The sequence below is a fragment of the Streptomyces sp. NPDC053750 genome (assembly GCF_044544295.1).
Classification (GTDB): domain Bacteria; phylum Actinomycetota; class Actinomycetes; order Streptomycetales; family Streptomycetaceae; genus Streptomyces.
Genome location: NZ_JBITXB010000004.1, coordinates 327,684 through 351,868 on the forward strand (window position 1 = coordinate 327,684; position 24,185 = coordinate 351,868).

General features: G+C 71.8%; 22 protein-coding genes. 9 read left to right on the forward strand and 13 right to left on the reverse strand.

Translation table 11 applies throughout. From position 1 onward, the window contains the following. Positions 1-28: 28 nt before the first annotated feature. Positions 29-433 (reverse strand): cupin domain-containing protein, encoded by a 405-nt coding sequence (locus tag ACIGO6_RS14205; RefSeq protein WP_399875379.1) that lies wholly within the window; start codon positions 431-433, stop codon positions 29-31. Positions 434-485: 52 nt separating this feature from the next. On the opposite strand from ACIGO6_RS14205, the gene ACIGO6_RS14210 reads away from it, so the two are divergent. Both ACIGO6_RS14210 and ACIGO6_RS14215 read left to right on the forward strand, forming a co-directional pair. Then, complete coding sequence (locus tag ACIGO6_RS14210) at positions 486-1,490, forward strand: helix-turn-helix domain-containing protein (RefSeq protein ID WP_399875381.1); 1,005 nt, start codon at positions 486-488, stop codon at positions 1,488-1,490. Beyond that, on the forward strand, positions 1,487-1,993 hold the full coding sequence (locus ACIGO6_RS14215; protein WP_399875382.1) for an LURP-one-related/scramblase family protein: 507 nt from the start codon (positions 1,487-1,489) through the stop codon (positions 1,991-1,993). The genes ACIGO6_RS14210 and ACIGO6_RS14215 overlap by 4 nt, the downstream gene beginning before the upstream one ends. 29 nt (positions 1,994-2,022) lie before the next feature. On the opposite strand, the gene ACIGO6_RS14220 is transcribed toward ACIGO6_RS14215, so the two are convergent. Beyond that, positions 2,023-2,817, reverse strand: coding sequence for a carbon-nitrogen family hydrolase (locus ACIGO6_RS14220; RefSeq protein ID WP_399875384.1), 795 nt, complete (start codon positions 2,815-2,817; stop codon positions 2,023-2,025). A gap of 182 nt (positions 2,818-2,999) precedes the next feature. Here ACIGO6_RS14220 and ACIGO6_RS14225 point away from each other — a divergent pair, with 182 nt between their 5' ends. Beyond that, positions 3,000-3,824, forward strand: coding sequence for a maleylpyruvate isomerase family mycothiol-dependent enzyme (locus tag ACIGO6_RS14225; RefSeq protein WP_399875386.1), 825 nt, complete (start codon positions 3,000-3,002; stop codon positions 3,822-3,824). A 111-nt stretch (positions 3,825-3,935) separates the two neighbouring features. On the opposite strand, the gene ACIGO6_RS14230 is transcribed toward ACIGO6_RS14225, so the two are convergent. Then, entirely contained in the window at positions 3,936-5,246 is a 1,311-nt protein-coding gene (locus tag ACIGO6_RS14230; RefSeq protein WP_399875387.1) for a nitrate/nitrite transporter, read from the reverse strand. Continuing rightward, the gene (locus ACIGO6_RS14235) at positions 5,243-5,893 is read right to left on the reverse strand and encodes a GntR family transcriptional regulator (protein ID WP_399875389.1); all 651 of its coding nucleotides are present in this window, start codon (positions 5,891-5,893) and stop codon (positions 5,243-5,245) included. The genes ACIGO6_RS14230 and ACIGO6_RS14235 overlap by 4 nt, the downstream gene beginning before the upstream one ends. Before the next feature lie 206 nt (positions 5,894-6,099). Here ACIGO6_RS14235 and ACIGO6_RS14240 point away from each other — a divergent pair, with 206 nt between their 5' ends. Together ACIGO6_RS14240 and ACIGO6_RS14245 are read left to right on the forward strand one after the other, a co-directional pair. After that, positions 6,100-7,017, forward strand: a complete 918-nt coding sequence (locus ACIGO6_RS14240; protein WP_399875391.1) for a D-alanyl-D-alanine carboxypeptidase family protein — start codon at positions 6,100-6,102, stop codon at positions 7,015-7,017. Positions 7,018-7,187: 170 nt separating this feature from the next. Beyond that, positions 7,188-8,165 (forward strand): Bro-N domain-containing protein, encoded by a 978-nt coding sequence (locus ACIGO6_RS14245; RefSeq protein ID WP_399875393.1) that lies wholly within the window; start codon positions 7,188-7,190, stop codon positions 8,163-8,165. An 83-nt stretch (positions 8,166-8,248) separates the two neighbouring features. On the opposite strand, the gene ACIGO6_RS14250 is transcribed toward ACIGO6_RS14245, so the two are convergent. From ACIGO6_RS14250 to ACIGO6_RS14265, 4 genes are all read right to left on the reverse strand, one after another. Continuing rightward, the gene (locus ACIGO6_RS14250) at positions 8,249-9,664 is read right to left on the reverse strand and encodes a dihydrolipoamide acetyltransferase family protein (RefSeq protein WP_399875848.1); all 1,416 of its coding nucleotides are present in this window, start codon (positions 9,662-9,664) and stop codon (positions 8,249-8,251) included. A gap of 19 nt (positions 9,665-9,683) precedes the next feature. Continuing rightward, positions 9,684-10,649, reverse strand: a complete 966-nt coding sequence (locus ACIGO6_RS14255) for an alpha-ketoacid dehydrogenase subunit beta (RefSeq protein ID WP_399875850.1) — start codon at positions 10,647-10,649, stop codon at positions 9,684-9,686. A 16-nt stretch (positions 10,650-10,665) separates the two neighbouring features. After that, positions 10,666-11,862, reverse strand: coding sequence for a pyruvate dehydrogenase (acetyl-transferring) E1 component subunit alpha (gene pdhA, locus ACIGO6_RS14260; RefSeq protein WP_399875395.1), 1,197 nt, complete (start codon positions 11,860-11,862; stop codon positions 10,666-10,668). Between the two features lie 478 nt (positions 11,863-12,340). Beyond that, complete coding sequence (locus ACIGO6_RS14265) at positions 12,341-13,963, reverse strand: protein kinase (RefSeq protein WP_399875397.1); 1,623 nt, start codon at positions 13,961-13,963, stop codon at positions 12,341-12,343. 358 nt (positions 13,964-14,321) lie between these two features. Between ACIGO6_RS14265 and ACIGO6_RS14270 the strand changes: the two genes are divergently transcribed. Continuing rightward, the gene (locus ACIGO6_RS14270; protein ID WP_399875398.1) at positions 14,322-15,962 is read left to right on the forward strand and encodes a protein kinase; all 1,641 of its coding nucleotides are present in this window, start codon (positions 14,322-14,324) and stop codon (positions 15,960-15,962) included. Between the two features lie 80 nt (positions 15,963-16,042). Here the strand turns inward: ACIGO6_RS14270 and ACIGO6_RS14275 are convergent, their stop codons facing one another. Then, positions 16,043-16,582 carry a bacterial proteasome activator family protein gene (locus ACIGO6_RS14275; protein ID WP_399875400.1) on the reverse strand — a complete coding sequence of 180 codons (540 nt, stop codon included), beginning with the start codon at positions 16,580-16,582 and terminating at the stop codon, positions 16,043-16,045. A gap of 161 nt (positions 16,583-16,743) precedes the next feature. On the opposite strand from ACIGO6_RS14275, the gene ACIGO6_RS14280 reads away from it, so the two are divergent. Continuing rightward, on the forward strand, positions 16,744-17,544 hold the full coding sequence (locus tag ACIGO6_RS14280; RefSeq protein ID WP_399875402.1) for a hypothetical protein: 801 nt from the start codon (positions 16,744-16,746) through the stop codon (positions 17,542-17,544). Between the two features lie 25 nt (positions 17,545-17,569). Here the strand turns inward: ACIGO6_RS14280 and ACIGO6_RS14285 are convergent, their stop codons facing one another. Continuing rightward, the gene (locus ACIGO6_RS14285) at positions 17,570-18,553 is read right to left on the reverse strand and encodes an NAD(P)H-quinone oxidoreductase (protein WP_399875403.1); all 984 of its coding nucleotides are present in this window, start codon (positions 18,551-18,553) and stop codon (positions 17,570-17,572) included. A gap of 189 nt (positions 18,554-18,742) precedes the next feature. Between ACIGO6_RS14285 and ACIGO6_RS14290 the strand changes: the two genes are divergently transcribed. Together ACIGO6_RS14290 and ACIGO6_RS14295 are read left to right on the forward strand one after the other, a co-directional pair. After that, positions 18,743-19,771, forward strand: coding sequence for an ATP-binding cassette domain-containing protein (locus ACIGO6_RS14290; protein WP_399875405.1), 1,029 nt, complete (start codon positions 18,743-18,745; stop codon positions 19,769-19,771). Then, complete coding sequence (locus ACIGO6_RS14295) at positions 19,768-20,616, forward strand: ABC transporter permease (protein WP_399875406.1); 849 nt, start codon at positions 19,768-19,770, stop codon at positions 20,614-20,616. Before ACIGO6_RS14290 ends, ACIGO6_RS14295 begins: the two co-directional genes overlap by 4 nt. A gap of 46 nt (positions 20,617-20,662) precedes the next feature. Here the strand turns inward: ACIGO6_RS14295 and ACIGO6_RS14300 are convergent, their stop codons facing one another. The 3 genes from ACIGO6_RS14300 to ACIGO6_RS14310 are packed head-to-tail and all read right to left on the reverse strand — an operon-like array spanning position 20,663 to position 24,101. Then, on the reverse strand, positions 20,663-21,760 hold the full coding sequence (locus ACIGO6_RS14300) for a potassium channel family protein (protein ID WP_399875408.1): 1,098 nt from the start codon (positions 21,758-21,760) through the stop codon (positions 20,663-20,665). Then, positions 21,757-23,157, reverse strand: coding sequence for a molybdopterin molybdotransferase MoeA (locus ACIGO6_RS14305; RefSeq protein ID WP_399875410.1), 1,401 nt, complete (start codon positions 23,155-23,157; stop codon positions 21,757-21,759). Before ACIGO6_RS14305 ends, ACIGO6_RS14300 begins: the two co-directional genes overlap by 4 nt. After that, entirely contained in the window at positions 23,157-24,101 is a 945-nt protein-coding gene (locus ACIGO6_RS14310; RefSeq protein ID WP_399875412.1) for an NTP transferase domain-containing protein, read from the reverse strand. The genes ACIGO6_RS14305 and ACIGO6_RS14310 overlap by 1 nt, the downstream gene beginning before the upstream one ends. Positions 24,102-24,185: the final 84 nt, after the last annotated feature.

The window sequence follows — 24,185 nt, forward strand, 5'->3', positions numbered from 1 at the left end:
CGATGCCGCAGCGCGGAGAGCGGTCGCCTCAGGAGACGCCCGGGGTCAGCGCGTGCCCGGTGGTCGCGTCCACGTGGTCCGGCACCTCGTCGTGCCGGTCGCCGACGGTGAGGGTGCCGGTCGGTTCGAAGAGCAGGATGGCCGTGGGGACGGGCGCGTACGGCTTGTGTTCCGTGCCGCGCGGGACCGTGAAGACGGAGCCCTTCGGCAGGACGACCGTGCGCTCCCCGGCCGCCTCGCGCAGGGCGATGTGGAGCTCGCCGTCGAGGACGAGGAAGAACTCGTCGGTGTGGTCGTGCACGTGCCAGACGTGGTCGCCCTCGATCTTGGCGACGCGGACGTCGTAGTCGTTGACGGCGGTGACGATACGGGGGCTCCACTGCTCGGCGAAGGAGGCGAGGGCGGTGGAGAGGGAGATCGGTTCCTGGGTCATGGCGTCATCGTCGGGGGTGACCGGGCCGCCGCATAAGTGCTAGGAATCGCACATGCCGCAAGGATCCTCTCACCCGCCGCGCCCCCACCGCGTCGCCGTGCTCGTCGACGAGGGCACCAACCCGTTCGAGGTCGGCTGCGCCACCGAGCTGTTCGGGCTGCCGCGCCCCGAGCTGGGGCTGCCGGGCCCGTTGTACGAGGTGACGCTGTGCGGTCCGACGCCCGGGATCCGCATGAACCACGGGTTCTTCACGCTCGCCGACGTGCCGGGACTGGACGCCGCGGACGACGCGGACACGCTCGTCGTGCCCGGCCGGCCGGACAACGTGGTGCCGCGCGGGCCCGCCGTACTGGACGCCATCCGGCGCGCGCACGCGCGGGGCGCCCGCGTGATGAGCCTGTGCACCGGCAGCTTCGCGCTCGCCGAGGCCGGGCTCCTGAACGGGCGGCGGGCCGCGACGCACTGGCTGTGGGCGGACTCCTTCCGCCGGCTGCACCCGCGCGTGCTGCTCGAACCGGACGTGCTGTTCGTGGACGAGGGCGACGTCCTCACCGCCGCGGGCAGCGCGGCGGCCCTGGACCTCGGGCTGCACATCTGGCGCCGGGACCACGGCGCCGAGATCGCGAACGCCGTCTCCCGGCGGCTGGTGTTCGCCGCGCACCGGGACGGCGGCCAACGCCAGTTCGTGGAGCGGCCGGTGCCGCACGTGCCGGACGAGTCGCTCGCGCCCCTGCTGGCGTGGGCGCAGGAGCGGCTGGGCGAACCGCTGACGGTGGCGGACCTTGCGGCGCGCGCGGCGGTGTCCCCGGCCACGCTGCACCGGCGCTTCCGGGCCCAGCTGGGGACGACGCCCCTCGCCTGGCTGACCGCCGAGCGCGTGACCCTCGCGCGTCGGCTGATCGAGCGCGGCGAGGAACGGCTGGACGTGGTGGCGGCCCGCAGCGGGCTGGGCACCGCCGCCAACCTGCGGGCGCGGCTGCGGCGCGAGACGGGCCTCAGCCCGTCGGCCTACCGGCGGCGTTTCGGGACGGGCGCGCGGGAAGCGATCACGTCATGAGATTCCTCGTGCACGACCGGCTCCTCGGCTTCGGCGACGACTACTGGATCGAGGACGACACCGGCAACAAGGTCTTCCTCGTCGACGGCAAGGCGATGCGGCTGCGGGACACCTGGGAGCTGAAGGACGCCCAGGGGCGGGTGCTCATCGACATCCACCAGAAGATGCTCACCCTGCGGGACACCATGGTGATCGAGCGGGGCGACGAACCGCTGGCCACGATCCGCCGCAAGCGGCTCTCCCTGCTGCGCAACCACTACCGGGTGTCCCTGGCCGACGGGAACGAACTGGACGTCAGCGGCAGGATCCTCGACCGGGAGTTCGCCATCGAGTACGACGGTGAGCTGCTGGCCGTCGTGTCACGGCGGTGGCTGACCCTCCGGGACACCTACGGCGTGGACGTCGTCCGCGACGACGCGGACCCGGCGCTGCTGATCGCCCTGACGGTGTGCGTGATCCACCTCTCCGAGAAGGAGCGGGAGAAGGGCGGGAGCGACGACTGACCGCCCGCTGTTCCCCGGGTCCGGTCGGCCTACCGCCGCGGCGGCTCCAGTCCCAGCACCCGGTCCTTCAGCGCCGGGAACTGCTCGCGGGTCTGCGTCACCTTCGCCGGGTCGAACTCCACCGTGAGGACCTCCTCGTCCGGGCCGGCCTCCGCCAGGACCTCGCCCCAGGGATCGACCACGATCGAGTGACCGGCCTGCGGAACTCCGGCGTGCGTCCCGGCCGTTCCACACGCGAGGACGAACGCCTGGTTCTCCACCGCCCGTGCCTGGGCCAGGAGCGTCCAGTGGGACCGGCGGCGCTCCGGCCAGCCAGCCGGGACGACGAGGGTCTCGGCACCGGCGTCGACGAGCGAGCGGAAGAGTTCGGGGAAGCGGAGGTCGTAACAGGTCGCCACACCCAGGGTCGTCCCGGGCAGACGCACCGTCACCGGCTCGCGCCCCGCGCCCATCAGCACGGCCTCGCCCTTGTCGAAGCCGAAGCGGTGGATCTTGCGGTAGGCGGCGGCCAGGTCACCGGCGGGGGAGAAGACGAGGGAGGTGTTGTAGAGCGTTCCGTCGGGGGCGCGCTCGGGGACGGACCCCGCGTGCAGCCACACGCCCGCGTCGCTCGCCGCCTTCGCCATCGCCTCGTACGTCGGGCCTTCCAGCGGCTCGGCCGCCCCGTCGAACTCGTCGAAGGCGAACGCGCCCGTGGTCCACAGCTCCGGCAGCACGACGAGATCGGCGCCCGCCCGGTCCCGTACCAGCGCCGCGGCACGCAGGCGACGCGCTTCAGGCGTTTCACCCTCATTCACGGCGATTTGGATCAAAGAGGCGCGCACACTACCACCGTCCTGGCGTTCAAGCCGTCCGCACGGCCTACGATCGTCACACGAAAGCACTGCCGGGGTGCCGCACAGCAGCGTAACTTAGCGTCTCAAGACGCCCACCGACCGCCGCCACCTCCCACTGGCACCCGCCGCCACAACCCGCCCGAGTACCGACCGCCGAGGGGTCCCGTTCCGTGAGTCTGCATCCCACCCTCCAGCCCTACGCCGACGCCTGGACTCACTCCATCGAGGCGATATCCGAGCTGGTCCAGCCGCTTGTGGAGGCAGAGTGGAACCGCCGCACCCCCTGCCCGGCCTGGTCGGTGCGCGATGTCGTCTCCCATGTGATGGGCCTGGACTCCGAGATGCTGGGCGACCCGCGCCCCATCCACACCCTCCCGCGCGACCTCTTCCACGTCACCACCGACCACCAGCGCTACATGGAGATGCAGGTCGACGTCCGCCGTCACCACACGGCGCCGGAGATGACCTCCGAGCTGGAGTACATGATCATCCGGCGCAACCGCCAGCTGCGGAACGAGTCCCGGGACCCCGGCACGAAGGTGCGCGGCCCGCTGGGCACCGAGCTGACCCTCGAGGAGGCGATGCGCCGGCACGCCTTCGACGTGTGGGCACACGAGCAGGACCTGCGCACGGCCCTCGGCCACCCCGGCAACCTCGACTCCCCCGGCGCCCACATCGCCCGTGACGTGCTGCTCGGCGAGCTGCCCGCCGTCGTCGCCGAACGCGCGGACGCACCGCGCAGCTCGGCCGTCGTCTTCGACGTCCACGGCCCGGTCGAGTTCCTGCGCACCATCCGCGTCGACATCCAGGGCCGCGGCACCCTCGAATCGTCCCCGGCCCTCGGCCCCGCCGCCACCCTCACCCTCGACTGGGAGACGTACGTCCGCCTGGCCTGCGGCCGCGTGACCCCGGACGCGGCAGCGGACCGCATCAAAACAGAGGGCGACCCGGACCTGTCGGCGGCGATCCTGCGGAACTTCGTGGTCACCCAGTGACGCAGGGGAGCGAAATCAGCCCGTCCGGCGATTGAGGACGAGGCCGTTCAGGCCGAAAGCGGGGGTCTGGGGGCGGCAGCCCCCAGCCAGTCCCGCACCTACGCCGGGTACCTACACAGGAACGTGCACCGTCTCCACCCGACTCGCGACCAACCGCTCCCGCTCCCGCCGAGCCGCCCGCTTCCGCAACCGCAGGATCTGCGTGACCCCAAGCGCCTGCAGCACAAACACGGACGAGAACGCGATCCCGTAGTCGTCCCCCGTCGCGTCCAACAGCACGCCCACCGCGAACAACGTCGTCATCGACGCCACGAACCCACCCATGTTCGTGATCCCGGACGCCGTCCCCTGCCGCTCCGGCGGATTCGCCGGCCGCGCGAAGTCGAAGCCGATCATCGACGCCGGCCCGCACGCACCCAGCACCGCGCACAGCACGACCAGCAGCCACATCGGCGCATGGTCGGCCGGATAGGCGAGCGTCGCCGCCCAGAGCAGCGCCGTCGCCCCCACCGTGCCGAGCGCCAGCGGCAGCCGCGCCCCGTGGTGCCGGGCAATGACCTGGCCGTAGACGAGGCCGACCGTCATGTTGGACAGCACGACAAGAGTGAGCAGCGTGCCGGCCGTGGCCCGGGACAGCCCCTGCGCCTCGACCAGGAACGGCATCCCCCACAGCAGCAGGAAGACCATCGCCGGGAACTGGGTGGTGAAGTGCACCCACAGCCCGAGCCGCGTCCCCGGCTCCCGCCAGGACATCGCGATCTGCCGCCGTACGTACGCGGCCCCCTGGTGTGGCAGCGGCTCCGGCTCGTGCCCCTCGGGGTGGTCCTTGAGGAAGAGCACCAGCAGGACGAAGACGACCACCCCCGCCAGCGCGCTCCCCGCGAACGCCGCCGTCCACCCGATGCCGTGCAGCAGCCGGGCCAGGACCAGCGTGGAGACCAGGTTGCCCGCCATGCCGGCCAGTCCGGCGAGCTGGGCGACCATCGGCCCGCGCCGGGCCGGGAACCAACGGGTGCCCAGCCGCAGCACGCTGATGAACGTCATCGCGTCACCGCAGCCGAGCAGCGCCCGCGAGGCGAGCGCCATGCCGTACGACGGGGAGAAGGCGAAGCCCAGTTGCCCCACCGTGAACAGGACGACGCCGATGCCCAGCACCTTCTTCGTGCCGAGCCGGTCGACCAGCAGCCCGACGGGTATCTGCATGCCGGCGTACACCAGCAGCTGGAGGATGGAGAAGGTGGACAGCGCGGAGGCGTTGACGTGGAAGCGGTCGGCGGCGTCGAGGCCGGCCACCCCCAGGGACGTACGGAAGATGACGGCGACGAAGTAGACGGCGACGCCGACGCTCCAGACCGCGATCGCGCGCCGGCCGCCCGGCGGATCACCGGGCAGGGTCCTCCCGGCCGACGTGACCGAGCTCATCGGACCTCCCCCCGGGCCAGGTGCGAGAACCAGCCCACGTGCCGGTGGACCACGCCGACGGCGGCCTCGGCGTCCCCGGAGCGCAGCGCCTCGAGGATCTCCTCGTGCTCGGCGAGGGTCTTGGCGATCCGGTCGGGGTGGGAGTGCATGATGGCGACGCCCATGCGCAGCTGGCGGTCGCGGAGCTGGTCGTAGAGGCGGGAGAGGATCTCGTTGCCGCCGCTGCGGACGATCTCGGCGTGGAAGCAGCGGTCGGTGACGGAGGCGGCGGCGAGGTCGCCCGCGGCGGCCTGCTCCTTCTGCCGGGCGAGCAGTTCCTCCAGGCGCTCGACGAGGCCGTGCGGTGCGGGTACGGCCTTCCTGGCCGCGTGCTCCTCGACCAGCAGCCGGGTCTCCACCACGTCCGCGATCTCCTGCGCGGAGACGGGCAGGACCAGGGCGCCCTTCTTCGGGTAGAGCCGGATCAGGCCCTCGACCTCCAGCCGGAGCAGCGCCTCGCGCACCGGCGTGCGCGACACGCCCACGGCCTCGGCGAGCTCGCCCTCGGTGAGCAGGGTCCCGCCCTCGTAACGGCGCTCCAGGACGCCCTGTTTGACGTGGGTGTAGACGCGGTCCGCCGCGGGGGGTTGCTTCACTGCCGTGGTCATGCCGACAGGATAGATACAACAGGTACGCAAGAAGGGCCCGGTCCATCATGCGGACACGCGGCCACTCGTCAGGGGGACCCGGCGGCCTGCCGCGAACGCCGCGCGGCGGACCGTGCTATGCACATCTCGCACGAATGCGGCCAGAGCTGCACGGACCACAAGGCGGCCGCATCTCAGGGGAATTCACCATCATCGGGGTATCTGACGTGATAAACAGCATTCCGGGCATCCGCCTCCGCCGAGCCGTCGCCGTCGCCCTGGCCGGCGGCGCCGTCCTCACGACCGGATCCCTCTCCACCGCGCCCGCACAGGCCGCCGCGCCCGCGCGGGCCGCCGCCGCGCCCTCGATCGTCGCCAAGGGCGGCTTCGTGATGAACGACGCGAACGGCAGATCGCTCTACACCAAGGCCGCGGACACCAAACGCTCCACCGGCTCCACAACCAAAATCATGACCGCCAAGGTCGTCCTCTCCCAGCCGAAGCTGAACCTGGACGCCAAGGTCACGATCCAGATGGCCTACAGCGACTACATCGTGTCGAAGAACGCCTCCTCCGCACGCCTGATCGTCGGCGACAAGGTGACGGTCCGCCAGCTGCTGTACGGGCTGATGCTGCCCTCCGGCTGCGACGCCGCGTACGCGCTGGCCGACAAGTTCGGTTCGGGCACCACACGGGCGGCCCGGGTGAAGTCGTTCATCGGCAAGATGAACGCCACCGCCAGGAGCCTCGGCCTGAAGAACACCCACTTCGACTCGTTCGACGGCATCGGCAACGGCAAGAACTACTCGACGCCGCGCGACCTGACGAAACTCGCGAGCAGTGCGATGAAGAGCTCCACCTTCCGCACGATCGTCAAGACCAAGAAGTACACGGCGAGAACGACGACCAAGAAGGGCGGCACCCGCACGATGGCGCCCTGGACCAACACCAACACCCTGCTGGGCAGTTACCGCGGCGCGATCGGCGTGAAGACCGGATCGGGCCCGGAGGCCAAGTACTGCCTGGTCTTCGCCGCGACCCGCGAGGGCAGGACCGTCATCGGCACGGTCCTGGCCTCCTCGTCGTCCACCCAGCGCGCCAAGGACGCGACGAAGCTCATGAACTTCGGCTTCGACAGAACCTGAACCTCACCGCCACGTGCGAAGGGGCTCACCGGTGCCGGTGGGCCCCTTGCACACACCATCGGCCGGTGCAGCGGTTTTTCGATCATCTTCGCTCGCAGTCGTGAACTTCCCTGGCCTGGCTGGCATATGCCCTCGGCTCCGTCCTACGTTCCGCGGCGGAGGTGGTTCACATGAACGAACCCAACAAACGGCAGAACTCTGCCGAGCAGAACGACGCGATCGACGTCAGTGACTTCGTCTACGCGGCGACCGGCGCCCGGGTACGGAGGCTGACGATGCCGGACGGAAGCCACTGGTTTCCGGCGGTGGACGTCTGCAAGGAACTCGGACACAGCAACTCCCGGCAGGCTCTCTCAGATCATCTTCCCGCCGAGCACCGAGAGTCTCTCGAGACCGTAAGTGGAGCTTACGGTCTCAGCATTCCCGCAGGTAGAGAGTGGCGTCGAGACTTGAATGTCATCTCTCTCCAAGGTCTCATCCTCCTCGTCAACGCCTGCACCAAACCGGCCTGTGCCCCCTTCAAGCAGTGGGTCGCCGAAGTCATCGAGACCGTGCAGCGCGAAGGTTCGTACTCTCTGGACGAGGCCGAGGTACAGCCCGCCGGACCGGGTGCGCCCATCGCCTACGCCATGCCGGAGCAGGTTGCCGAGGCCATCGTGCGGCTGGAGGCGCACAACCTTCACCTGGACGAGAAGCTGGCCGACGGGCAGCGCGAATCGATTTCTTTGCAGAAGGAGATGGTGGCCCTGCAGAGGGAACTGCTGGTCACCCAGCAGGCCACCCTCGCCGTGCAACAGGCCATGGTCCGGGCGATGGAACGCATCGCGGACCGGTTCGACACCCTCGTCCTCGAACGTCGGACGCCCAGGGCCCCCCTCGCCGCGCGGCCCACCACCGAGTCGGTACTGGCCGACTGGCGGCAACGGCTGTCCGTGACCGAGGACGTGTGGGCGGTGGCCGTGGTCATCGCCCCGGTGCTCGTCGAACAGGGTGAGCTGCGCGAGCCGCTGGAGTCGATCGCCGCCCGTACGGGGCTCTCCGTGCGCCGGGTCAACGACTGCCTCCGGCTGCTGCGCAAGCACGCCTGCATTCACTCGCGGGGCGGGGCCGAGGACGGGGCGCCGGTGTACGTGCTGCACCAGGTCTGAGCCGACCGGCACAGCAGGAGGGGCGTCGCAATCGGTACTTGCGGCGCCCCTCCCGTCTCATGAACCTAGTCGGTTCGCGGGCCTCACGCCCAGCTGATCAGCCGCTTCGGCTGTTCCAGGATCGCCGCCACGTCGGCGAGGACCTTGGAGCCCAGCTCGCCGTCGACCAGGCGGTGGTCGAAGCTCAGGGCCAGGGTGGTCACCTGACGCGGCTTCACCTTGCCCTTGTGCACCCACGGCTGGAGCTTGATCGCACCGACCGCGAGGATCGCGGACTCGCCCGGGTTGAGGATCGGCGTGCCGGTGTCGACACCGAAGACGCCGACGTTGGTGATGGTCACCGTGCCGCCTTGCATGGCGCCGGGGGACGTCTTGCCCTCCCGGGCCGTGGACACCAGCTCGCCGAGTGATTCCGCCAGCTGCGGCAGCGTCTTGGCGTGGGCGTCCTTGATGTTCGGCACGATCAGGCCGCGCGGGGTCGCGGCGGCGATGCCCAGGTTGACGTAGTGCTTGACCACGATCTCCTGTGCCGCCTCGTCCCAGGACGCGTTGATGTCCGGGTTGCGCCTGATCGCAACCAGGAGGGCCTTGGCGATCAGCAGGAGCGGGTTCACGCGCAGGCCCGTGAACTCCTTGTCCTGCTTGAGCTCCTCGACCAGCTTCATGGTGCGCGTCACGTCGACCGTCACGAACTCGGTGACGTGAGGCGCCGTGAACGCCGAGCCGACCATCGCCGCCGCGGTCGCCTTGCGGACGCCCTTGACGGGGATGCGGGTCTCGCGTGCCGTGTCGTACGACGCCGAAGCCGGTACCGAAGCCGTCGGCACCGCGGGGGCGGCCGGGGCGACGGGGGCGGCCGGTGTCGCCTGCGGCTCCGGGGCCTGCGCGGGCGCCGCCGCCGCGTGCACGTCCTCGCGCGTGATGATGCCGTCCGGGCCGGTCGGGGTGATCACGGCGAGGTCGACGCCGAGGTCCTTGGCCAGCTTGCGCACCGGGGGCTTGGCGAGCGGACGCTCGCGGGTGACCGGTGCGGCCGGTCCGTGGCCGTTCATCTCGGCCTGGATCGCGGCGGCGGCCGGCGGGGCCTCCTGGGCCGGTCCCTGGGCGCTCTTGCGGGGGCGGCGGCGGGTCGAGGAGGTGGCGACGCCATAGCCGACCAGGACCGGCTGGCGGCCCTCCGGCTTCGGCTCCTCCGCCGCGGCGGGCGCTTCCTCGACCGGCTCCGGCTCCGGCTCGCCGGCCGCCGCGCCGCCCACGGTCACCGCGATGATCGACGTGCCCACGTCGACCGTGGTGCCCTCGGGGAAGTGCAGCGCGCGGACCACGCCGTCGTAGGGGATGGGCAGTTCGACGGCGGCCTTCGCCGTCTCGACCTCGCACACCACCTGGCCGTCGGTGACCGTGTCACCGGGCTGGACGTACCACTTGAGGATCTCGGCCTCGGTGAGTCCCTCGCCCACGTCGGGCATCTTGAACTCACGCACGGAGCTGTCCGTCATCGTCGTCACGCTCCCCTCCTCAGTACGCCAGCGAGCGGTCGACGGCATCCAGCACCCGGTCCAGGTCGGGCAGGTACTCCTCCTCCAGCCGCGCCGGCGGGTACGGCGCGTGGTAGCCGCCGACCCTCAGGACCGGGGCCTCCAGGTGGTAGAAGCAGCGCTCCGTGATCCGGGCGGCGATCTCCGCGCCCGAGCCCAGGAACACCGGCGCCTCGTGGACCACGACCAGGCGGCGGGTCTTCTCCACCGAGGCCTGGATCGTGTCGAAGTCGATCGGGGAGAGGGACCGCAGGTCGACGACCTCCAGGGAGCGGCCCTCCTCGGCCGCCGCGTCGGCGACCTCCTGGCAGAGCTTCACCATCGGGCCGTACGCGGCCAGCGTGAGGTCGGTGCCCTCGCGCACCACGCGCGCGGTGTGCAGCGGGCCGGGGATGGCCTCCGTGTTGACCTCGGCCTTGTCCCAGTACCGCCGCTTGGGCTCGAAGTAGATCACCGGGTCGTCGCTCTGGATGGCCTGCTGCATCATCCAGTACGCGTCCGCCGAATTCGACGGCGAGACCACCTTCAGGCCCGCCACGTGGGCGAACAACGCCTCGGGGGACTCGGAGTGGTGCTCGACCGCGCCGATGCCGCCGCCGTAGGGGATGCGGACGACGACCGGCAGCTTGACCTTGCCCAGCGAACGGGCGTGCATCTTCGCCAGCTGGGTGACGATCTGGTCGTAGGCCGGGAAGACGAAGCCGTCGAACTGGATCTCCACCACCGGGCGGTAGCCGCGCAGGGCCAGGCCGATGGCGGTGCCGACGATGCCGGACTCGGCCAGCGGGGTGTCGATGACCCGGTCCTCGCCGAAGTCCTTCTGCAGTCCGTCGGTGACCCGGAAGACGCCGCCGAGCTTGCCGACGTCCTCGCCCATGATCAGGACCTTGGGGTCCGAGTCCAGCGCGCGGCGCAGCGACTCGTTGATCGCCTTGGCCAGCGCCATCTTTTCCGTAGCCATGTCAGACCCCCTCAGCCTCTGCGAACGACGCCTGGTAGGCGGCGAACTGGGCTCGCTCCTCGTCGACGAGCGCGTGCCCGTCCGCGTACGCGTTCTCGAAGATGGCGAACCGGTCCGGGTCCGGCATGGCACGGACCACCTCGCGCACTCGTTTGCCCAACGCCTCGCTCTCCGTCTCCAGTTCCTCGAAGAATCCCTCGTCCGCGTGGTTTGCGGACTCCAGGTAGCGGCGAAGGCGCAGGATCGGGTCCTTCGCCTCCCAGGCGGCGCGCTCGTCGTCGTGCCGGTAGCGGGAGGGGTCGTCGGAGGTGGTGTGGGCGCCCATGCGGTACGTGTACGCCTCGATCAGCGCCGGGCCCTCTCCACGGCGCGCCCGCTCCAGGGCCCACCGGGTGACCGCGAGGCAGGCCAGCGCGTCGTTGCCGTCGACTCGGACGCCGGGGAAGCCGAAGCCCTGGGCGCGCTGGTAGAGGGGAACGCGGGTCTGCTTCTCGTTGGACTCGGAGATCGCCCACTGGTTGTTCTGGCAGAAGAACACCACCGGGGCGTTGTAGACGGCGGCGAAGTTGAACGCCTCGCTGACGTCGCCCTGGCTGGAGGCGCCGTCGCCGAAGTAGGCGATCACGGCGGAGTCCGCGCCGTCCTTGGCGACGCCCATCGCGTAGCCCGTGGCGTGCAGCGCCTGGGAGCCGATGACGATGGTGTACAGGTGGAAGTTGTTGCTGTTGGGGTCCCAGCCGCCGTTGTTCACGCCGCGGAACATGCCGAGCAGGTTGGTCGGGTCGACCCCGCGGCACCAGGCGACGCCGTGCTCGCGGTAGGTCGGGAAGACGTAGTCGTCCTCGCGGGTGGCCCGGCCGGAGCCGATCTGGGCGGCCTCCTGGCCCAGCAGGGAGGCCCACAGGCCCAGCTCGCCCTGGCGCTGCAGGGCCGTGGCCTCGGCGTCGAAGCGCCGCGTGAGCACCATGTCTCGGTACAGGCCGCGCAGCTCGTCCGGGGTGATGCCGGCGACGAACTCCGCGTACTCGGCGTACGCGGCGTTGTCGACGCGCTCGCCCTCTGGCGTCAGCAGCTGCACGAGCTCCGTCTCGGAGCCCTTCTTGGCAGCGGTACGGGTGGTGCGCTTGGCGCCGGTGGTGCCGGCCGCCTTGCTTCCGGCGCTGCGTCGCGGCTTGCGCGCGGCAGTGCTCTCGGTCACGTGTGCTCCTCCGTCGGTCCGGCCCCCGGGTTCGCCGGAAGCCAGTGCGGCTCACCTGCGGCCCGAAGGACGCACAGGGTGGGTGCGCCGCGATCGGGAACAGGCGTGACAGGTGCCCCGGCGAGCGCCCTGCGAACAGCACGTTACCCAGTGCTCCACATTTCTGTGAAACCCCTCCTGACCTGCGTGTTTACTCGGATTTCCAAGTAAATCGGCAAAGTCGGGAACTTCTACTGGTCACAGCCTCGCAGGGGGCCGGAACAACGGCACGTTATCCCGGCCACCCCGGGCACGGGAAGAGTCGGTGTGTGACTCCGAGCGGGTGCCCGAAGACGGAGAAAGAGGACACGGAGAAGAGGACGGAGAAAACCGGGTATTCCGCTGCGAGGTCGCTGCGAGGTCGCTGCGAGGTCCGGAAAACACGACGCGCGCGTGGCCCGTTTCCGGGGCGCACGCGCGCGTGGTGGGGTGCTTCGGGTCAGCCGTCGCCCTCGGAGCCACCGGGGACGCCGGTCACGCCGCCGGTCGGCTCACCACCGCCGGTCGGCTCACCACCGTCCGTCGGCTCACCACCGTCGGTCGGCTCACCACCGTCCGTCGGCTCACCACCGTCCGTCGGCGTGGACGGATCCGTCTGGCCGTCGGTCGGCTCACCGGTCGGCTCCTCCGTCGCGGTCTGCGACGGCGTGTAGGAGGGCGTGTACGACGGCGTGTAGTCGTCGCCGCCCGAGCCCGAGCCGCCGTTGTCCTCGTCCGTGCCCGGGTCGGTGGTCTCCTGGGTCGCCTCGTCGCTGGGCGACTCGCTGGGCGACGCGTCGTCGGTGCTCGGCGTGGTGGTGGGCGACTGGGTGGTGCCCTTGCCGCCTCCGCCCTCGCCGCCCCCGCCGTTGTTCAGGGCCAGCGCGACGCCCGCGGCGATGGCGATGACCGCGAGGACGGCCAGGACCCACAGCTTGCCCCGGCCGCTGCCCTTGTTGCCGTTGCCCTCGAAGCCGCCGTCGTCGCCCCCGCCGTAGCCGTTCGGCAGGATCGGCTGGGGGATCTGCTGGGTGCCCGAGACGCCGTGGTCGGGGTGCGGCAGCACCGTGGTGCCCGCCATCCCGGCCGCCGGGGTGTGCCGGCCGTCGTGCATGGCGACCGGGCCGGTGTTCCAGGTGCCGGTGTGGCCGCCCTGCTCGTAGAGCATCTGCAGCGCGTACTGGACCAGGCCGCGCATCTCCTCCGCGGTCTGGAAGCGGTCGTCGGGCTCCTTGGCCAGCGAGCGCATCACCAGGCCGTCGAGCTCCGGCGGCGCGGCGTCGGAGGCCTCGGAGGGCGGCGTCGGGATGTCCTGGACGTGCTGGTAGACCACCGACAGCGGGGTCTCCCCGGTGAAGGGCGGGCGCAGCGCGAGCAGTTCGTAGAGCAGGCAGCCCGTCGCGTACAGGTCGGAGCGGTGGTCGACGGCCTTGCCGAGGGCCTGCTCCGGGGAGAGGTACTGCGGGGTGCCCATCACCATGCCGGTCTGCGTCATCGTCGACTGGGCGCCGTGCAGGGCGCGGGCGATGCCGAAGTCCATCACCTTCACCGCGCCGTTGTGCGTGATGATGACGTTCGCCGGCTTGATGTCGCGGTGCACGATGCCGTGCTGGTGCGAGTAGGCGAGCGCCTCCAGGACCCCGGAGACGATGATCAGGGCCTGCTCGGGGCCGGGCGCCTCGGCGTTGAGGAGGAGGTCGCGAATGGTGCGGCCCTCGACGATCTCCATCACGATGTACGGCACGGACTGGCCGCCGACGACGTCCTCGCCGGAGTCGTACACGGCCACGATGGCGTGGTGGTTGAGGCCGGCCACCGACTGCGCCTCGCGCGTGAAGCGGGCCTTGGAGACCGGGTCCTCCGCGAGGTCGGCGCGCAGCAGCTTGACCGCCACGGTGCGCCCGAGACGGACGTCCTCGGCGGCGAACACCTCGGCCATGCCGCCCCGCCCGAGCCTGCGGGTCAGCCGGTACCGGCCGTCGCCGACCAGGCCGCCGTTGCCCCAGATCTCCGGCGCGTCAGACATACCGCCGCCAGTCGCCTCGGGTTCGGACGGGCCCTGGGCGCGCTGCTGCTGTGCCATCAGTCCTCGCCGTCGTTTCTGCCCGCGGTGCGCGCGGTGTTGTTACGGTCTCCGTCGGCCACGCTACAGCCTTCGCGGGCGCCTCCGGTCCGAGATGGGCGCGGGGACCGGCAACAGACGGACCGGTCATGAAACCCTGGTTCCGTACTGTCGTGCAAATTCTGTGTGCCGGCCGTACGACCCCTGTAACGCTTCCGCGACGCTTCCTTCGCGTACGGTCACGGAACGGGCACCGCGCTTGACGTGTCAGTGGCCTGGGGCAGACTTGGCCGGGAATAGCACTTTCGATCACGATCACAAACGCGAGCGCGCGTGCCGCTGCCACCGGCGCCGCGGCGCCTATGGGGGACGCAGAGACATGAGCCAGGACGCCGGACAGGGCCGGTACGCGGGGCGGGCGCTCGCCGGCGGCCGCTACCAGCTGCGCGACTTGCTCGGCGAGGGCGGCATGGCCTCCGTGCACCTGGCGTACGACTCGGTGCTGGACCGACAGGTCGCGATCAAGACACTCCACACCGAGCTGGGCCGGGAGCAGGCCTTCCGCGAGCGCTTCCGCCGCGAGGCCCAGGCGGTGGCCAAGCTCACGCACACCAACATCGTCTCGGTCTTCGACACCGGCGAGGACACGCTCGGGGACGGCATGCCGACCCCCTACATCGTCATGGAGTACGTCGAGGGCCGGCCGCTCGGCTCGGTGCTCGACGAGGACGTCCGGCAGCAGGGCGCGATGCCCGCCGACAAGGCGCTGAAGATCACCGCCGATGTGCTGGCGGCGCTGGAGATCAGCCACGAGATGGGCCTGGTCCACCGCGACATCAAGCCGGGCAACGTGATGATGACCAAGCGCGGCGTGGTCAAGGTGATGGACTTCGGCATCGCCCGCGCCATGCAGTCCGGCGTGACGTCGATGACGCAGACCGGCATGGTCGTCGGCACCCCCCAGTACCTCTCGCCGGAACAGGCCCTGGGGCGCGGCGTGGACGCCCGCTCCGACCTGTACTCGGTCGGCATCATGCTCTTCCAGCTGGTCACCGGGCGCCTGCCGTTCGACGCGGACTCGCCGCTGGCCATCGCGTACGCGCACGTGCAGGAGGAGCCGGTCGCCCCGTCGTCCGTCAACCGCTCCCTGCCGCCGGCCGTGGACGCCCTGGTGGCCCGCGCGCTGAAGAAGAACCCGAACGAACGCTTCCCGAGCGCCGAGGCGATGCGGGACGAGTGCCTGCGCGTGGCGTCGTCCTTCCACGCCGCCCCGCCGAGCATCGTGCCCGGCGCGAACACGCCGAGCGGCGCGGGCGTCGGCTCCGCGGTGTTCCCGCCGGTCGACCAGGCCACCCCGGCGCCCACGGGTCCGGTCCAGACGCCGTACCAGCCGACGCCGGCCCCGAACCCGTACGGCACCCCGGCGCCGGCCGCGCCCTCCCCCGCGTACGGCTATCCGCAGCAGGGCGGCTACCAGACGCCGGCCGCCTACGCCCCGCAGAACGCGTCGACCCCGCCGCCGTACAACATCACGCCGACGCCCCCGGCGTCCGGGTCCTCGGGCGGCGGCAAGTCCAACAAGACGGTGGTCATCGGATCGATCGTGGTCGCCGTCCTGGTGGTCGGCGGTCTGATCGGCGCGCTGCTGATGAACAACGGCGGCGACGACGAGGCCAAGGGCGGGGACGGCTCCTCGTCCCCGTCGGCGACGAAGGCGGCGGGCTACCGCGGGCCGGACACGACGAAGACGATCGAGAAGGACGAGTGCACCGAGCCGGACGAGTCCTACAACGACCCTGACAAGATCAAGGTCCCGGACTTCACGTTCAAGTACATCGGCTCGGTCAAGGAGTGCTTCCAGGCCGCCGGCTGGACCATGAAGGTCGTCCCGGTCGACGAGAACACGTACGGCGAGGGCTCGGTCCGGGACCAGTTCCCCGCGCCCGGCACGGACGTCGACCCGAAGAACATGCCGCAGATCCAGCTCAAGGTCTCGACGGGCAATCCCCCCTCGTCCTGATCCGCGCACGGCACCACGCGCAGGGCCCGGCAGCACCGGCTGCCGGGCCCTGCGCGTCGTCGTGACCGCTCCTACGGCATCTACAGGTAGGGGCCGCCCGTGCGGGGGCCCGGGTGCGGCTCCTCGCCGTCCTGGCCGACGCCCGGCGGCAGGGCGCGGCGCATCTGCTCCAGCTGGGCCCGCGCGGCCATCTGCTGGGCGAACAGCGTGGTCTGGATGCCGTGGAACAGGCCCTCCAGCCAGCCGACCAGCTGGGCCTGGGCGATCCGCAGTTCGGCGTCCGTCGGCGTCACGTCGTCGGTGAAGGGCAGGGAGAGCCGCTCCAGCTCCTCGACCAGCTCCGGGGCCAGCCCGTCCTCCAGCTCCTTCACCGAGCTGGCGTGGATCTCCTTGAGCCGGGCGCGGCTCGCCTCGTCCAGGGGTGCGACGCGCACCTCCTCCAGCAGCTGCTTGATCATGCTGCCGATCCGCATGACCTTGGCAGGCTGCTCCACCTGCTCGGTCACCGGGGTTTCGCGGGAGTCGTCGTCTCCTCCGCCGCCGCTGAGCGCCATTCCGTCCTGGCCGACGACCAGGATCTGGGGGTTCTCCGGCGACCTGTCGTTCCTCGGCATCTCCATGCCGCCATTCTCGCGCACCCGTATGCCCCGTCGGGGTGGCGCCCCCGAGAAAGGCCGGGCTCCCGCGTACGGCGGAGTCCGAAATGCCGGGATCACGGGTAGGTGTGAGGCTTGATCCGTCGATTTCGGCGGCGGGACGATACCGGGAGGAGGCCGCGGGCGTGTCTCCATGGCTGCGCACACTGCGAGCGACGGGACTGGTGGGGGCCCTGGGGTTGGGCGCGCTGGCGACGCCGTACGCGGCGGGGGCGGCGCACGGCGCCGGGTTCGCGACGGCCGAGGCCAGGCTCGCCCCTTCTCCCGCGGGATCGGCCGGCTCCTCAGGTACGGGAAGGGGCGCCGGCCCGGACGGCCACACCGGGCACAGCGGTCGCGAGCGCCCGCACGGCCACGGCGGGCACCCGGCTCAGGACGGCCCCGGTGCCGGCCCCGCCGCCCCGTCCGCGACCAGGACCCGCCCGGCCGGGCGGCCGACGTCGGGACCGGCGGGCAGCACGGCACACGGCTCCGCGAAGCCCGCCCGGCCCGCCCCCTCAGCGCCCGGCGCCGCCACGGCGGAGCCGGAGCCCTCCCAGGCGGGGAGCAGGCCGAGCGAGGGACGACAGCGGCCCGGACGGCCCCCGGCGCAGGAACCGGACACGCGGGAACGGGGCAAGGAAGAACGGGACAAGCAGGGCCGGGACCAGCACGGCCCGGCGGAGAAGGCCGGTGAGGCGCCCGGCGGGGACGGCGCCGCGCGCCTCTGGGACGGTACGGAGGTCGTCGTACCGCCCGGGAAGGCCGCCCCGGTGCCCTCGGCGACCCCGTCCCCGTCCGCGTCCCGGGCACCGGCGCAGGCCGGCACCCGGGCCGAGGGCTCCGCCGGGCCCGTCCTGCGCGTCCTGCCGCTCGGCAGCGGACTCGTCCTCATCGGTCTCGGCCTGGCCCTGGCCTTCGTCGGCCTCCGGCTGCGGCGGGGCTGACACCTCCCGGGGCGGGGGCGACCGGCTACGACGAGGCGATCAGCAGCACCTTCCCGATGTGGCCGCTCTCCTCCACGATCCGGTGCGCGGCGGACGCCTCGCTCATCGGCAGTTCGCGGTCGACGATCGGACGGACGTGCCCTCCGGCGAGCAGCGGCCAGACGTGTTCGCGTACGGCCGCCACGATCGCCGCCTTCTCCGCCGGCGGGCGGGCGCGCAGCGAGGTCGCGCTGACCGCGGCGCGCTTGGCCAGGAGCATGCCGATGTTCAGCTCGCCCTTGCGGCCGCCCTGCATACCGATGATCGCGAGCCGGCCGTTGACGGCGAGGGCCTGGACGTTGCGGTCCAGGTACTTGGCGCCCATGTTGTCGAGGATGACGTCGGCGCCCGCGCCGTCCGTCGCCTCCTTCACCTCGGCGACGAAGTCCTGCTCCCGGTAGTTGATCAGGATGTCGGCGCCCAGCTCGGCGCAGCGCTCCAGCTTCTCCTTGCTGCCCGCCGTCACGGCGACCTTGGCGCCGACGGCCTTGGCGAGCTGGATCGCCATGGTGCCGATGCCGCTGGAACCGCCGTGGACGAGCAGGGTCTCGCCGGGGCGCAGGTGGGCGACCATGAAGACGTTCGACCAGACGGTGCAGACCACCTCGGGCAGCGCCGCCGCCTGCCGCAGGCCGATGCCCTCGGGCACCGGCAGCAGCTGACCGGCCGGCACCGCGACCTGGTCGGCGTAACCGCCGCCCGCGAGCAGCGCGCACACCTCGTCGCCGACGGACCATCCGGACACGCCCGCGCCGAGCGCGGTGATGCGCCCGGAGCACTCCAGGCCGGGGTAGGGCGAGGCGCCGGGCGGGGGGTCGTAGAAGCCCTGGCGCTGCATGATGTCGGCGCGGTTGACGGCGCTGGCCGCCACCTCGACCAGGACCTCGCCCTCGCCGGGCACCGGGTCGGGGACCTCGGCCCGCACCAGCGCCTCGGGGCCTCCGGGTTCGGGAATCGTGATCGCATGCATGGGGCCGACGCTACTCCTCGCCCCCTGGGCGGGCCCGTCCACCTGGGTCCCCGGTCGGAGGGGAGTACGACTTTGGGACCGTCTGCCGGGAAATCCCTGTGCGCGACCGATGAGTTTGCGCGACGGTAAAGGTCTTCCCATGTGTAGCCCAAGAACGCGCAGTCGCAGAACGCGGAAGGACCACCAAGCATGAGCACGCACACGTCCGGGCTCGCGATCGAGACCGCGGGCCTGGTGAAGACGTTCGGCGAGACTCGCGCCGTGGACGGCGTGGACCTCGCGGTGCCCGCCGGCACGGTCTACGGCGTCCTCGGCCCGAACGGCGCCGGCAAGACCACCACGGTGAAGATGCTCGCCACCCTGCTGCGGCCGGACGGCGGGCAGGCACACGTCTTCGGCCACGACGTCGTGCGCGAGGCGGACGAGGTGCGCGGCCGGGTGAGCCTCACCGGGCAGTACGCCTCCGTGGACGAGGACCTCACCGGCACGGAGAACCTGGTCCTGCTGGGCCGTCTCCTCGGGCACGGCAAGAAGACCGCGCGGGAGCGGGGCGCCCAGCTGCTGGAGGCCTTCGGGCTGACGGACGCGGCGGCGAAGCAGGTCAAGCACTACTCCGGCGGCATGCGGCGGCGCATCGACATCGCCGCGTCCATCCTCAACACCCCCGACCTGCTCTTCCTCGACGAGCCGACCACCGGCCTCGACCCGCGCAGCCGCAACCAGGTGTGGGACATCGTGCGCGCGGTCGTCGCCCAGGGCACGACCGTGCTGCTGACCACGCAGTACCTGGACGAGGCCGACCAGCTGGCCTCCCGGATCGCCGTCATCGACAAGGGCCGGGTGATCGCCGAGGGCACCAAGGGCGAGCTCAAGGCGTCCGTCGGCGCCGGTTCCGTCCATCTGCGGCTGCGGGACGCCGACCAGCGGCCCGAGGCCGAGCGGCTGCTGCGAGACCTGCTGGTCGCCGAGGTGCAGCGGGAGCCCGACCCGGTGGCGCTGACCGCCCGCCTGGGCGTGGCGGCGAGCGACACCGCGGCCGACCAGGCCGCCAAGGCGCTCGGCGAGCTGGCCCGGGCCGGCATCACGGTCGACAACTTCTCCCTCGGACAGCCCAGCCTCGACGAGGTCTTCCTGGCGCTGACCGGCCACGACACCGGCCAGAGCGCCGGCAACGGCAACGGCGACGGCACGGACGCGAAGGGCGAGGTGGCGGCATGAGCACGGCCACGAACACCGAGAACACGGAACTCTCCGCAGTCAGCACCGAGTCGCTGGCGGCCCTGCTGGTCACCAAGGAGCGCCCGCCGAGGCCCAGCTCCCTGTCCACGTCGGTGACGTTCGGATGGCGCGCGATCCTCAAGATCAAGCACGTGCCGGAGCAGCTCTTCGACGTCACCGCCTTCCCGATCATGAACCTGTTGATGTTCACGTACCTCTTCGGCGGTGCGCTGGCGGGTTCGCCCAGTGACTACATCCAGTTCGTACTGCCGGGCATCCTCGTGATGTCGGTCGTGATGATCACGATGTACACCGGGGTGTCGGTGAACATCGACATCGAGAAGGGCGTCTTCGACCGGTTCCGCTCGCTGCCGATCTGGCGGCCGTCGGCGATGGTCGGCTATCTGCTCGGCGACGCGCTGCGCTACACGATCGCGTCCGTCGTGATGCTCGCCGTGGGTCTGCTGCTGGGCTACCGGCCCGACGGCGGGTTCGTCGGCGTGGTCGCCGGCATCGCGCTGCTGCTGGTGTTCTCGTTCGCCTTCTCGTGGATCTGGACGATGTTCGGGCTGATGCTGCGCACCGAGAAGTCGGTGATGAGCGTCAGCATGATGGTGATCTTCCCGCTCACCTTCCTGTCCAACGTCTTCGTCGACCCGAAGACCATGCCCGGCTGGCTGCAGGCCTTCGTCAACAACAGCCCGATCACACACCTGGCGTCCGCGGTGCGGGGTCTGATGGCGGGCGACTGGCCCGGCGCCGAGATCGGCTGGACGCTGGGCTGGGCGGGCCTGCTCCTGCTGGTCTTCGGCCCGGTCACGATGCGGCTCTACAACCGCAAGTAGCCCTTCGCGACACGCGACCGGCGGCGCCGCGGACCGTGCGGCGCCGTCAGTCGCGGGGCAGCTGGCGGGCGTCGGGGGTCACGTGGGTGACCGTCGTCGCCCGCACGATCGTGATCAGGCGGTCCGTCAGCTCCAGCCCTCCGACGACCGGATCGTCGTAGCCGAGCACCCGGTGTCCGCGCAGCACGCTCACCACCAGGTCGTCCACCTCGCGCGGGCTCCTGCCCACCTCGGCCTTTATGACCGGTCGTTCGACGAGGTCGAGGCCGCTGCCCTGGCTGATGAGGTCCTCCATGACCATGCCGGCCGCCGGGCTGAGCACGGAGAGGCCGAGCAGTCGGCCGGCGGCGCTGGCGCTGGTGATCACGGCGTCGGCGCCGGACTGCTTCAGCAGCGGCGCGTTCTCCTCCTCGCGGACCGCGACCACGATCTTCGCGCCGCGGTTGAGCTGCCGGGCCGTCAGGGTGACCAGTACGGCCGTGTCGTCGCGCTGGGTGGCGATGATGATCTGCTTCGCCCGGAACACCTCGGCCCGGTTCAGCACGTCACTGCGCGTCGCGTCACCCACCACGCCCGCGTAACCGTGGGCTGTCGCGGCCTCGATGGCCTTCCCACTGGGATCGACCACGACGACCTGTTCCTTCCGCAGCCCGGTCGCGCAGACGGTCTGGATCGCCGAGCGCCCCTTCGTACCGAAGCCGACGACGACGGTGTGATCGCGCAAGGTGGACCTCCAGCGGTTCAGGCGCCACTCCTCCCGAGTGCGCTCGGTGAGGGCTTCCAGCGTGGTGCCGACCAGGATGATCAGGAACATCACGCGCAGCGGCGTGATGACGAAGATGTTGGTCAGCCTGGCGGCGTCGCTGACGGGTGTGATGTCGCCGTACCCGGTGGTGGAGAGGGTGACGGTGGCGTAGTAGAAGGCGTCGAGGAGGTCGAGGGAGCCGTCGGAGTTGTCGTTGTAGCCATCGTGATCGGCATAGACGATGAAAGCGGTCGCCACGAGGACCACCAGGGCGAGGGACAGCCGTTTGCCGACCTGGCGGATCGGGTGCTCCACCAGCTTCCTCGGGAGTTTCACCCGGTGGGTCACGAGGTGTTCGTCCGCCTGGCGGGCGATCGCGTCCTGGCCCGGAAGTTTCACGTGAAACACACTCCGATTCCGCCGGTGGCCCAGGGCAGGTCGAGCAGCTCGGTCTCCTGCCCCGGTCGCGCGCCGCCCGGTGGGACGACGGCCAGGGCATCGGCCGCCGCGACGCCGCGCAGCATGGCCGGACCGTTGTAGTGCAGAGGTACGGCACTGTCGCCGCGCAGGACCACGGGGACGAGCCGGGTGTCGTACGGGTGCCCGTGCACCGCGTCCCGCAGGGGCAGCGTGTACGGCTCCGGCGCCGGGCGGGCGGCGAGGGTGCGCAGCAGCGGCTCGGCGAGCGTGAGCAGGCCGGAGACGGCGGCGAGGGGGTTGCCGGGCAGGCCCACGAGGTGCTGGCCGTCCCTGAGGCGGGCCAGCAGCATGGGGTGGCCGGGGCGCACCTTGACGCCGTCCACGAGGAGGTCGGCGCCGATGCGGCGCAGGGTCGGGTGAACGTGGTCGACGGGGCCCGCGGCGGTGCCGCCGGTCGTCACGATCAGGTCGGCGTCGGAGGTGGTGACGGCCCGGTGCAGGGCGTCTGCGTCGTCACCGATCCGGCGGACCGTGCGGACCTCGGCGCCCATGGCTCGCAGCCAGGGCGGCAGCATCGGGCCCAGTGCGTCCCGGATGAGGCCGTCGTGCGGGAGGCCCTCGGTCAGCAGCTCGTCACCGAGGACGAGGACGTCGACGCGGGGGCGGGGGATCGCGGTGAGCGTGTCGTACCCGGCGGCTGCCGCGAGGCCCAGAACGGCCGGGGTGACGAGGGTGCCGACGGGCAGCAGCTGGTCGCCGCTGCGGCATTCCTGGCCGCGCGGGCGGATGTCCTGGCCGTGGACCACCTCGCGGGTGGGGTGCAGGCGGCCCTTGGCGTCGGTGCGGCCGTGCTCGGTGCGCAGGACGGCAGTGGTGTCCAGGGGGACGCGGGCGCCGGTGGCGATACGGGCGGCCTCGCCGTCGGTGAGGGGCGCGGGCTCCGCGTGGCCGGCCAGGACACCCTCGTCGCGCACGGTCCAGGGGCCCGGTCCGGCGACGGCCCAGCCGTCCATCGCGGAGGAGTCGAAGGAGGGGAGATCGGTGAGGGCGGGCAGGGGCGCGGCCAGGGTGAGGCCCAGGGACGCTTCGAGGGGCACGGAGAGCGGGGCGCGGCGGGCGCCACGGGCGGCGGCCCGGGCAGCGCGCTCGGCGGTCGACCGTGCCTCGGGCCAGGGCGTCGCGCGGTGGTGGGAGTCGGCCTGGCCGCGGGAGGCGCCGTGGTGGCCGGAGTGCGTTCCGTGCGCCGGTGTCGTCGCGTGGCCGACGTGGCCGCCGTGATCGTGGGGAAGTCCGGGGTGCTCCTTCACGAGGGCGAGCGCCTCCTCGACGTCGAGGTCTTCCGCTTCCTCGTCGGCCCGGGTGCCGGGGGAGGCCATCAGGCGCCCGGGTGGGTGTCGGGGGCGGCGTCGGGCTTGCCGTCCGCTGCCTGGGCGGCCTCCTCCGCCCAGCGCCGGGCGAGGGCCGCGGCCTTGCGGGCGGCCTCGGCGACCGCCTCGGGGCCTCCCCCGGCCCGCCCGGCGGCGTAGCCGACGAGGAAGGTGGTCAGCGGGGCCGCGGGCCGCGCCACTCCGTGGGCGGCGTCACGCGCGAGGTCGAGCAGGAGAACCCTGTCGACGTCCAGGTCGATGCCCAGCTCGTCCTTGGCTGCGGAAATCCATTCATCCAACACGTGACCATGCTCCCTGATGCGTGCCCTTGCGGTGGCGATGTCGTCCCAGGTGTCGCAGTCGAAGGACGCGACGGCGTCGGGGACCCGAGCGAGGCGGAGCGCGCCGGTCAGGCGGCGCAGGGGCAACCCGGTGAGGTCGGCCCGGTCCCGGGTGAGTGCGGCCAGTTCGCGGCGGACCGCAGAGGCGCGGTAGGCGGCGACGAGGGGCTGGTCGCGGCCGTCGGCATCGGTGAGCAGCACGCCCTCGGCGTCGCTCGCGGCGAGGGCCGACAGCAGGGCACCGACGGTCCGCCCGGCGAGGAACGGCAGATCGGCCGAGAGCACGACCACGTACTCGGCCGTGGTGTGCCGCAGTCCGGCGGCGAGGGCGGCGAGCGGCCCGCCGCCGGGCGGGTCCTCCCGCGCCCAGGTCACCGGGCGCGCGGTGGGCCGGTGATCGGCGACGACGACGGTGGTCCGCGCTCCGGCGCAGGCGGCGAGCACCCGGTCCAGCAGCGCGCGCCCGCCCACGCGCACACCGGGCTTGTCCGCGCCGCCGAGCCGCCGGGCTGCCCCGCCGGCGAGCACGACGGCGTCGTACCGGGCGGGGCCCGGGCCCGGCGCGGGGCCGGTGCCGGCGCCGGGGCCACCGAGGGGCTCGTACGCGGTCACCCCCTGAGTATGCGTCCCCTCGCGATCACAGGGAACGCGGGGGAGCCCTCGCAATCAGAGTGTGCGCGAAGGCACTCTCGTCAC

Excerpts from the sequence above, each read along its gene's own strand:
- ACIGO6_RS14305 (WP_399875410.1), bottom strand. The coding sequence starts at position 23,157 with ATGGCCTCCCCCGGCACCCGGGCCGACGAGGAAGCGGAAGACCTCGAC.
- ACIGO6_RS14265 (WP_399875397.1), bottom strand. The coding sequence starts at position 13,963 with ATGGCACAGCAGCAGCGCGCCCAGGGCCCGTCCGAACCCGAGGCGACT.
- ACIGO6_RS14205 (WP_399875379.1), bottom strand. The coding sequence starts at position 433 with ATGACCCAGGAACCGATCTCCCTCTCCACCGCCCTCGCCTCCTTCGCC.
- ACIGO6_RS14275 (WP_399875400.1), bottom strand. The coding sequence starts at position 16,582 with ATGGAGATGCCGAGGAACGACAGGTCGCCGGAGAACCCCCAGATCCTG.
- ACIGO6_RS14295 (WP_399875406.1), top strand. The coding sequence starts at position 19,768 with ATGAGCACGGCCACGAACACCGAGAACACGGAACTCTCCGCAGTCAGC.
- ACIGO6_RS14290 (WP_399875405.1), top strand. The coding sequence starts at position 18,743 with ATGAGCACGCACACGTCCGGGCTCGCGATCGAGACCGCGGGCCTGGTG.
- ACIGO6_RS14255 (WP_399875850.1), bottom strand. The coding sequence starts at position 10,649 with ATGGCGCTGGCCAAGGCGATCAACGAGTCGCTGCGCCGCGCGCTGGAC.
- ACIGO6_RS14215 (WP_399875382.1), top strand. The coding sequence starts at position 1,487 with ATGAGATTCCTCGTGCACGACCGGCTCCTCGGCTTCGGCGACGACTAC.
- ACIGO6_RS14285 (WP_399875403.1), bottom strand. The coding sequence starts at position 18,553 with ATGCATGCGATCACGATTCCCGAACCCGGAGGCCCCGAGGCGCTGGTG.
- ACIGO6_RS14230 (WP_399875387.1), bottom strand. The coding sequence starts at position 5,246 with ATGAGCTCGGTCACGTCGGCCGGGAGGACCCTGCCCGGTGATCCGCCG.
- ACIGO6_RS14270 (WP_399875398.1), top strand. The coding sequence starts at position 14,322 with ATGAGCCAGGACGCCGGACAGGGCCGGTACGCGGGGCGGGCGCTCGCC.
- ACIGO6_RS14250 (WP_399875848.1), bottom strand. The coding sequence starts at position 9,664 with ATGACGGACAGCTCCGTGCGTGAGTTCAAGATGCCCGACGTGGGCGAG.
- ACIGO6_RS14235 (WP_399875389.1), bottom strand. The coding sequence starts at position 5,893 with ATGACCACGGCAGTGAAGCAACCCCCCGCGGCGGACCGCGTCTACACC.
- ACIGO6_RS14245 (WP_399875393.1), top strand. The coding sequence starts at position 7,188 with ATGAACGAACCCAACAAACGGCAGAACTCTGCCGAGCAGAACGACGCG.
- ACIGO6_RS14210 (WP_399875381.1), top strand. The coding sequence starts at position 486 with ATGCCGCAAGGATCCTCTCACCCGCCGCGCCCCCACCGCGTCGCCGTG.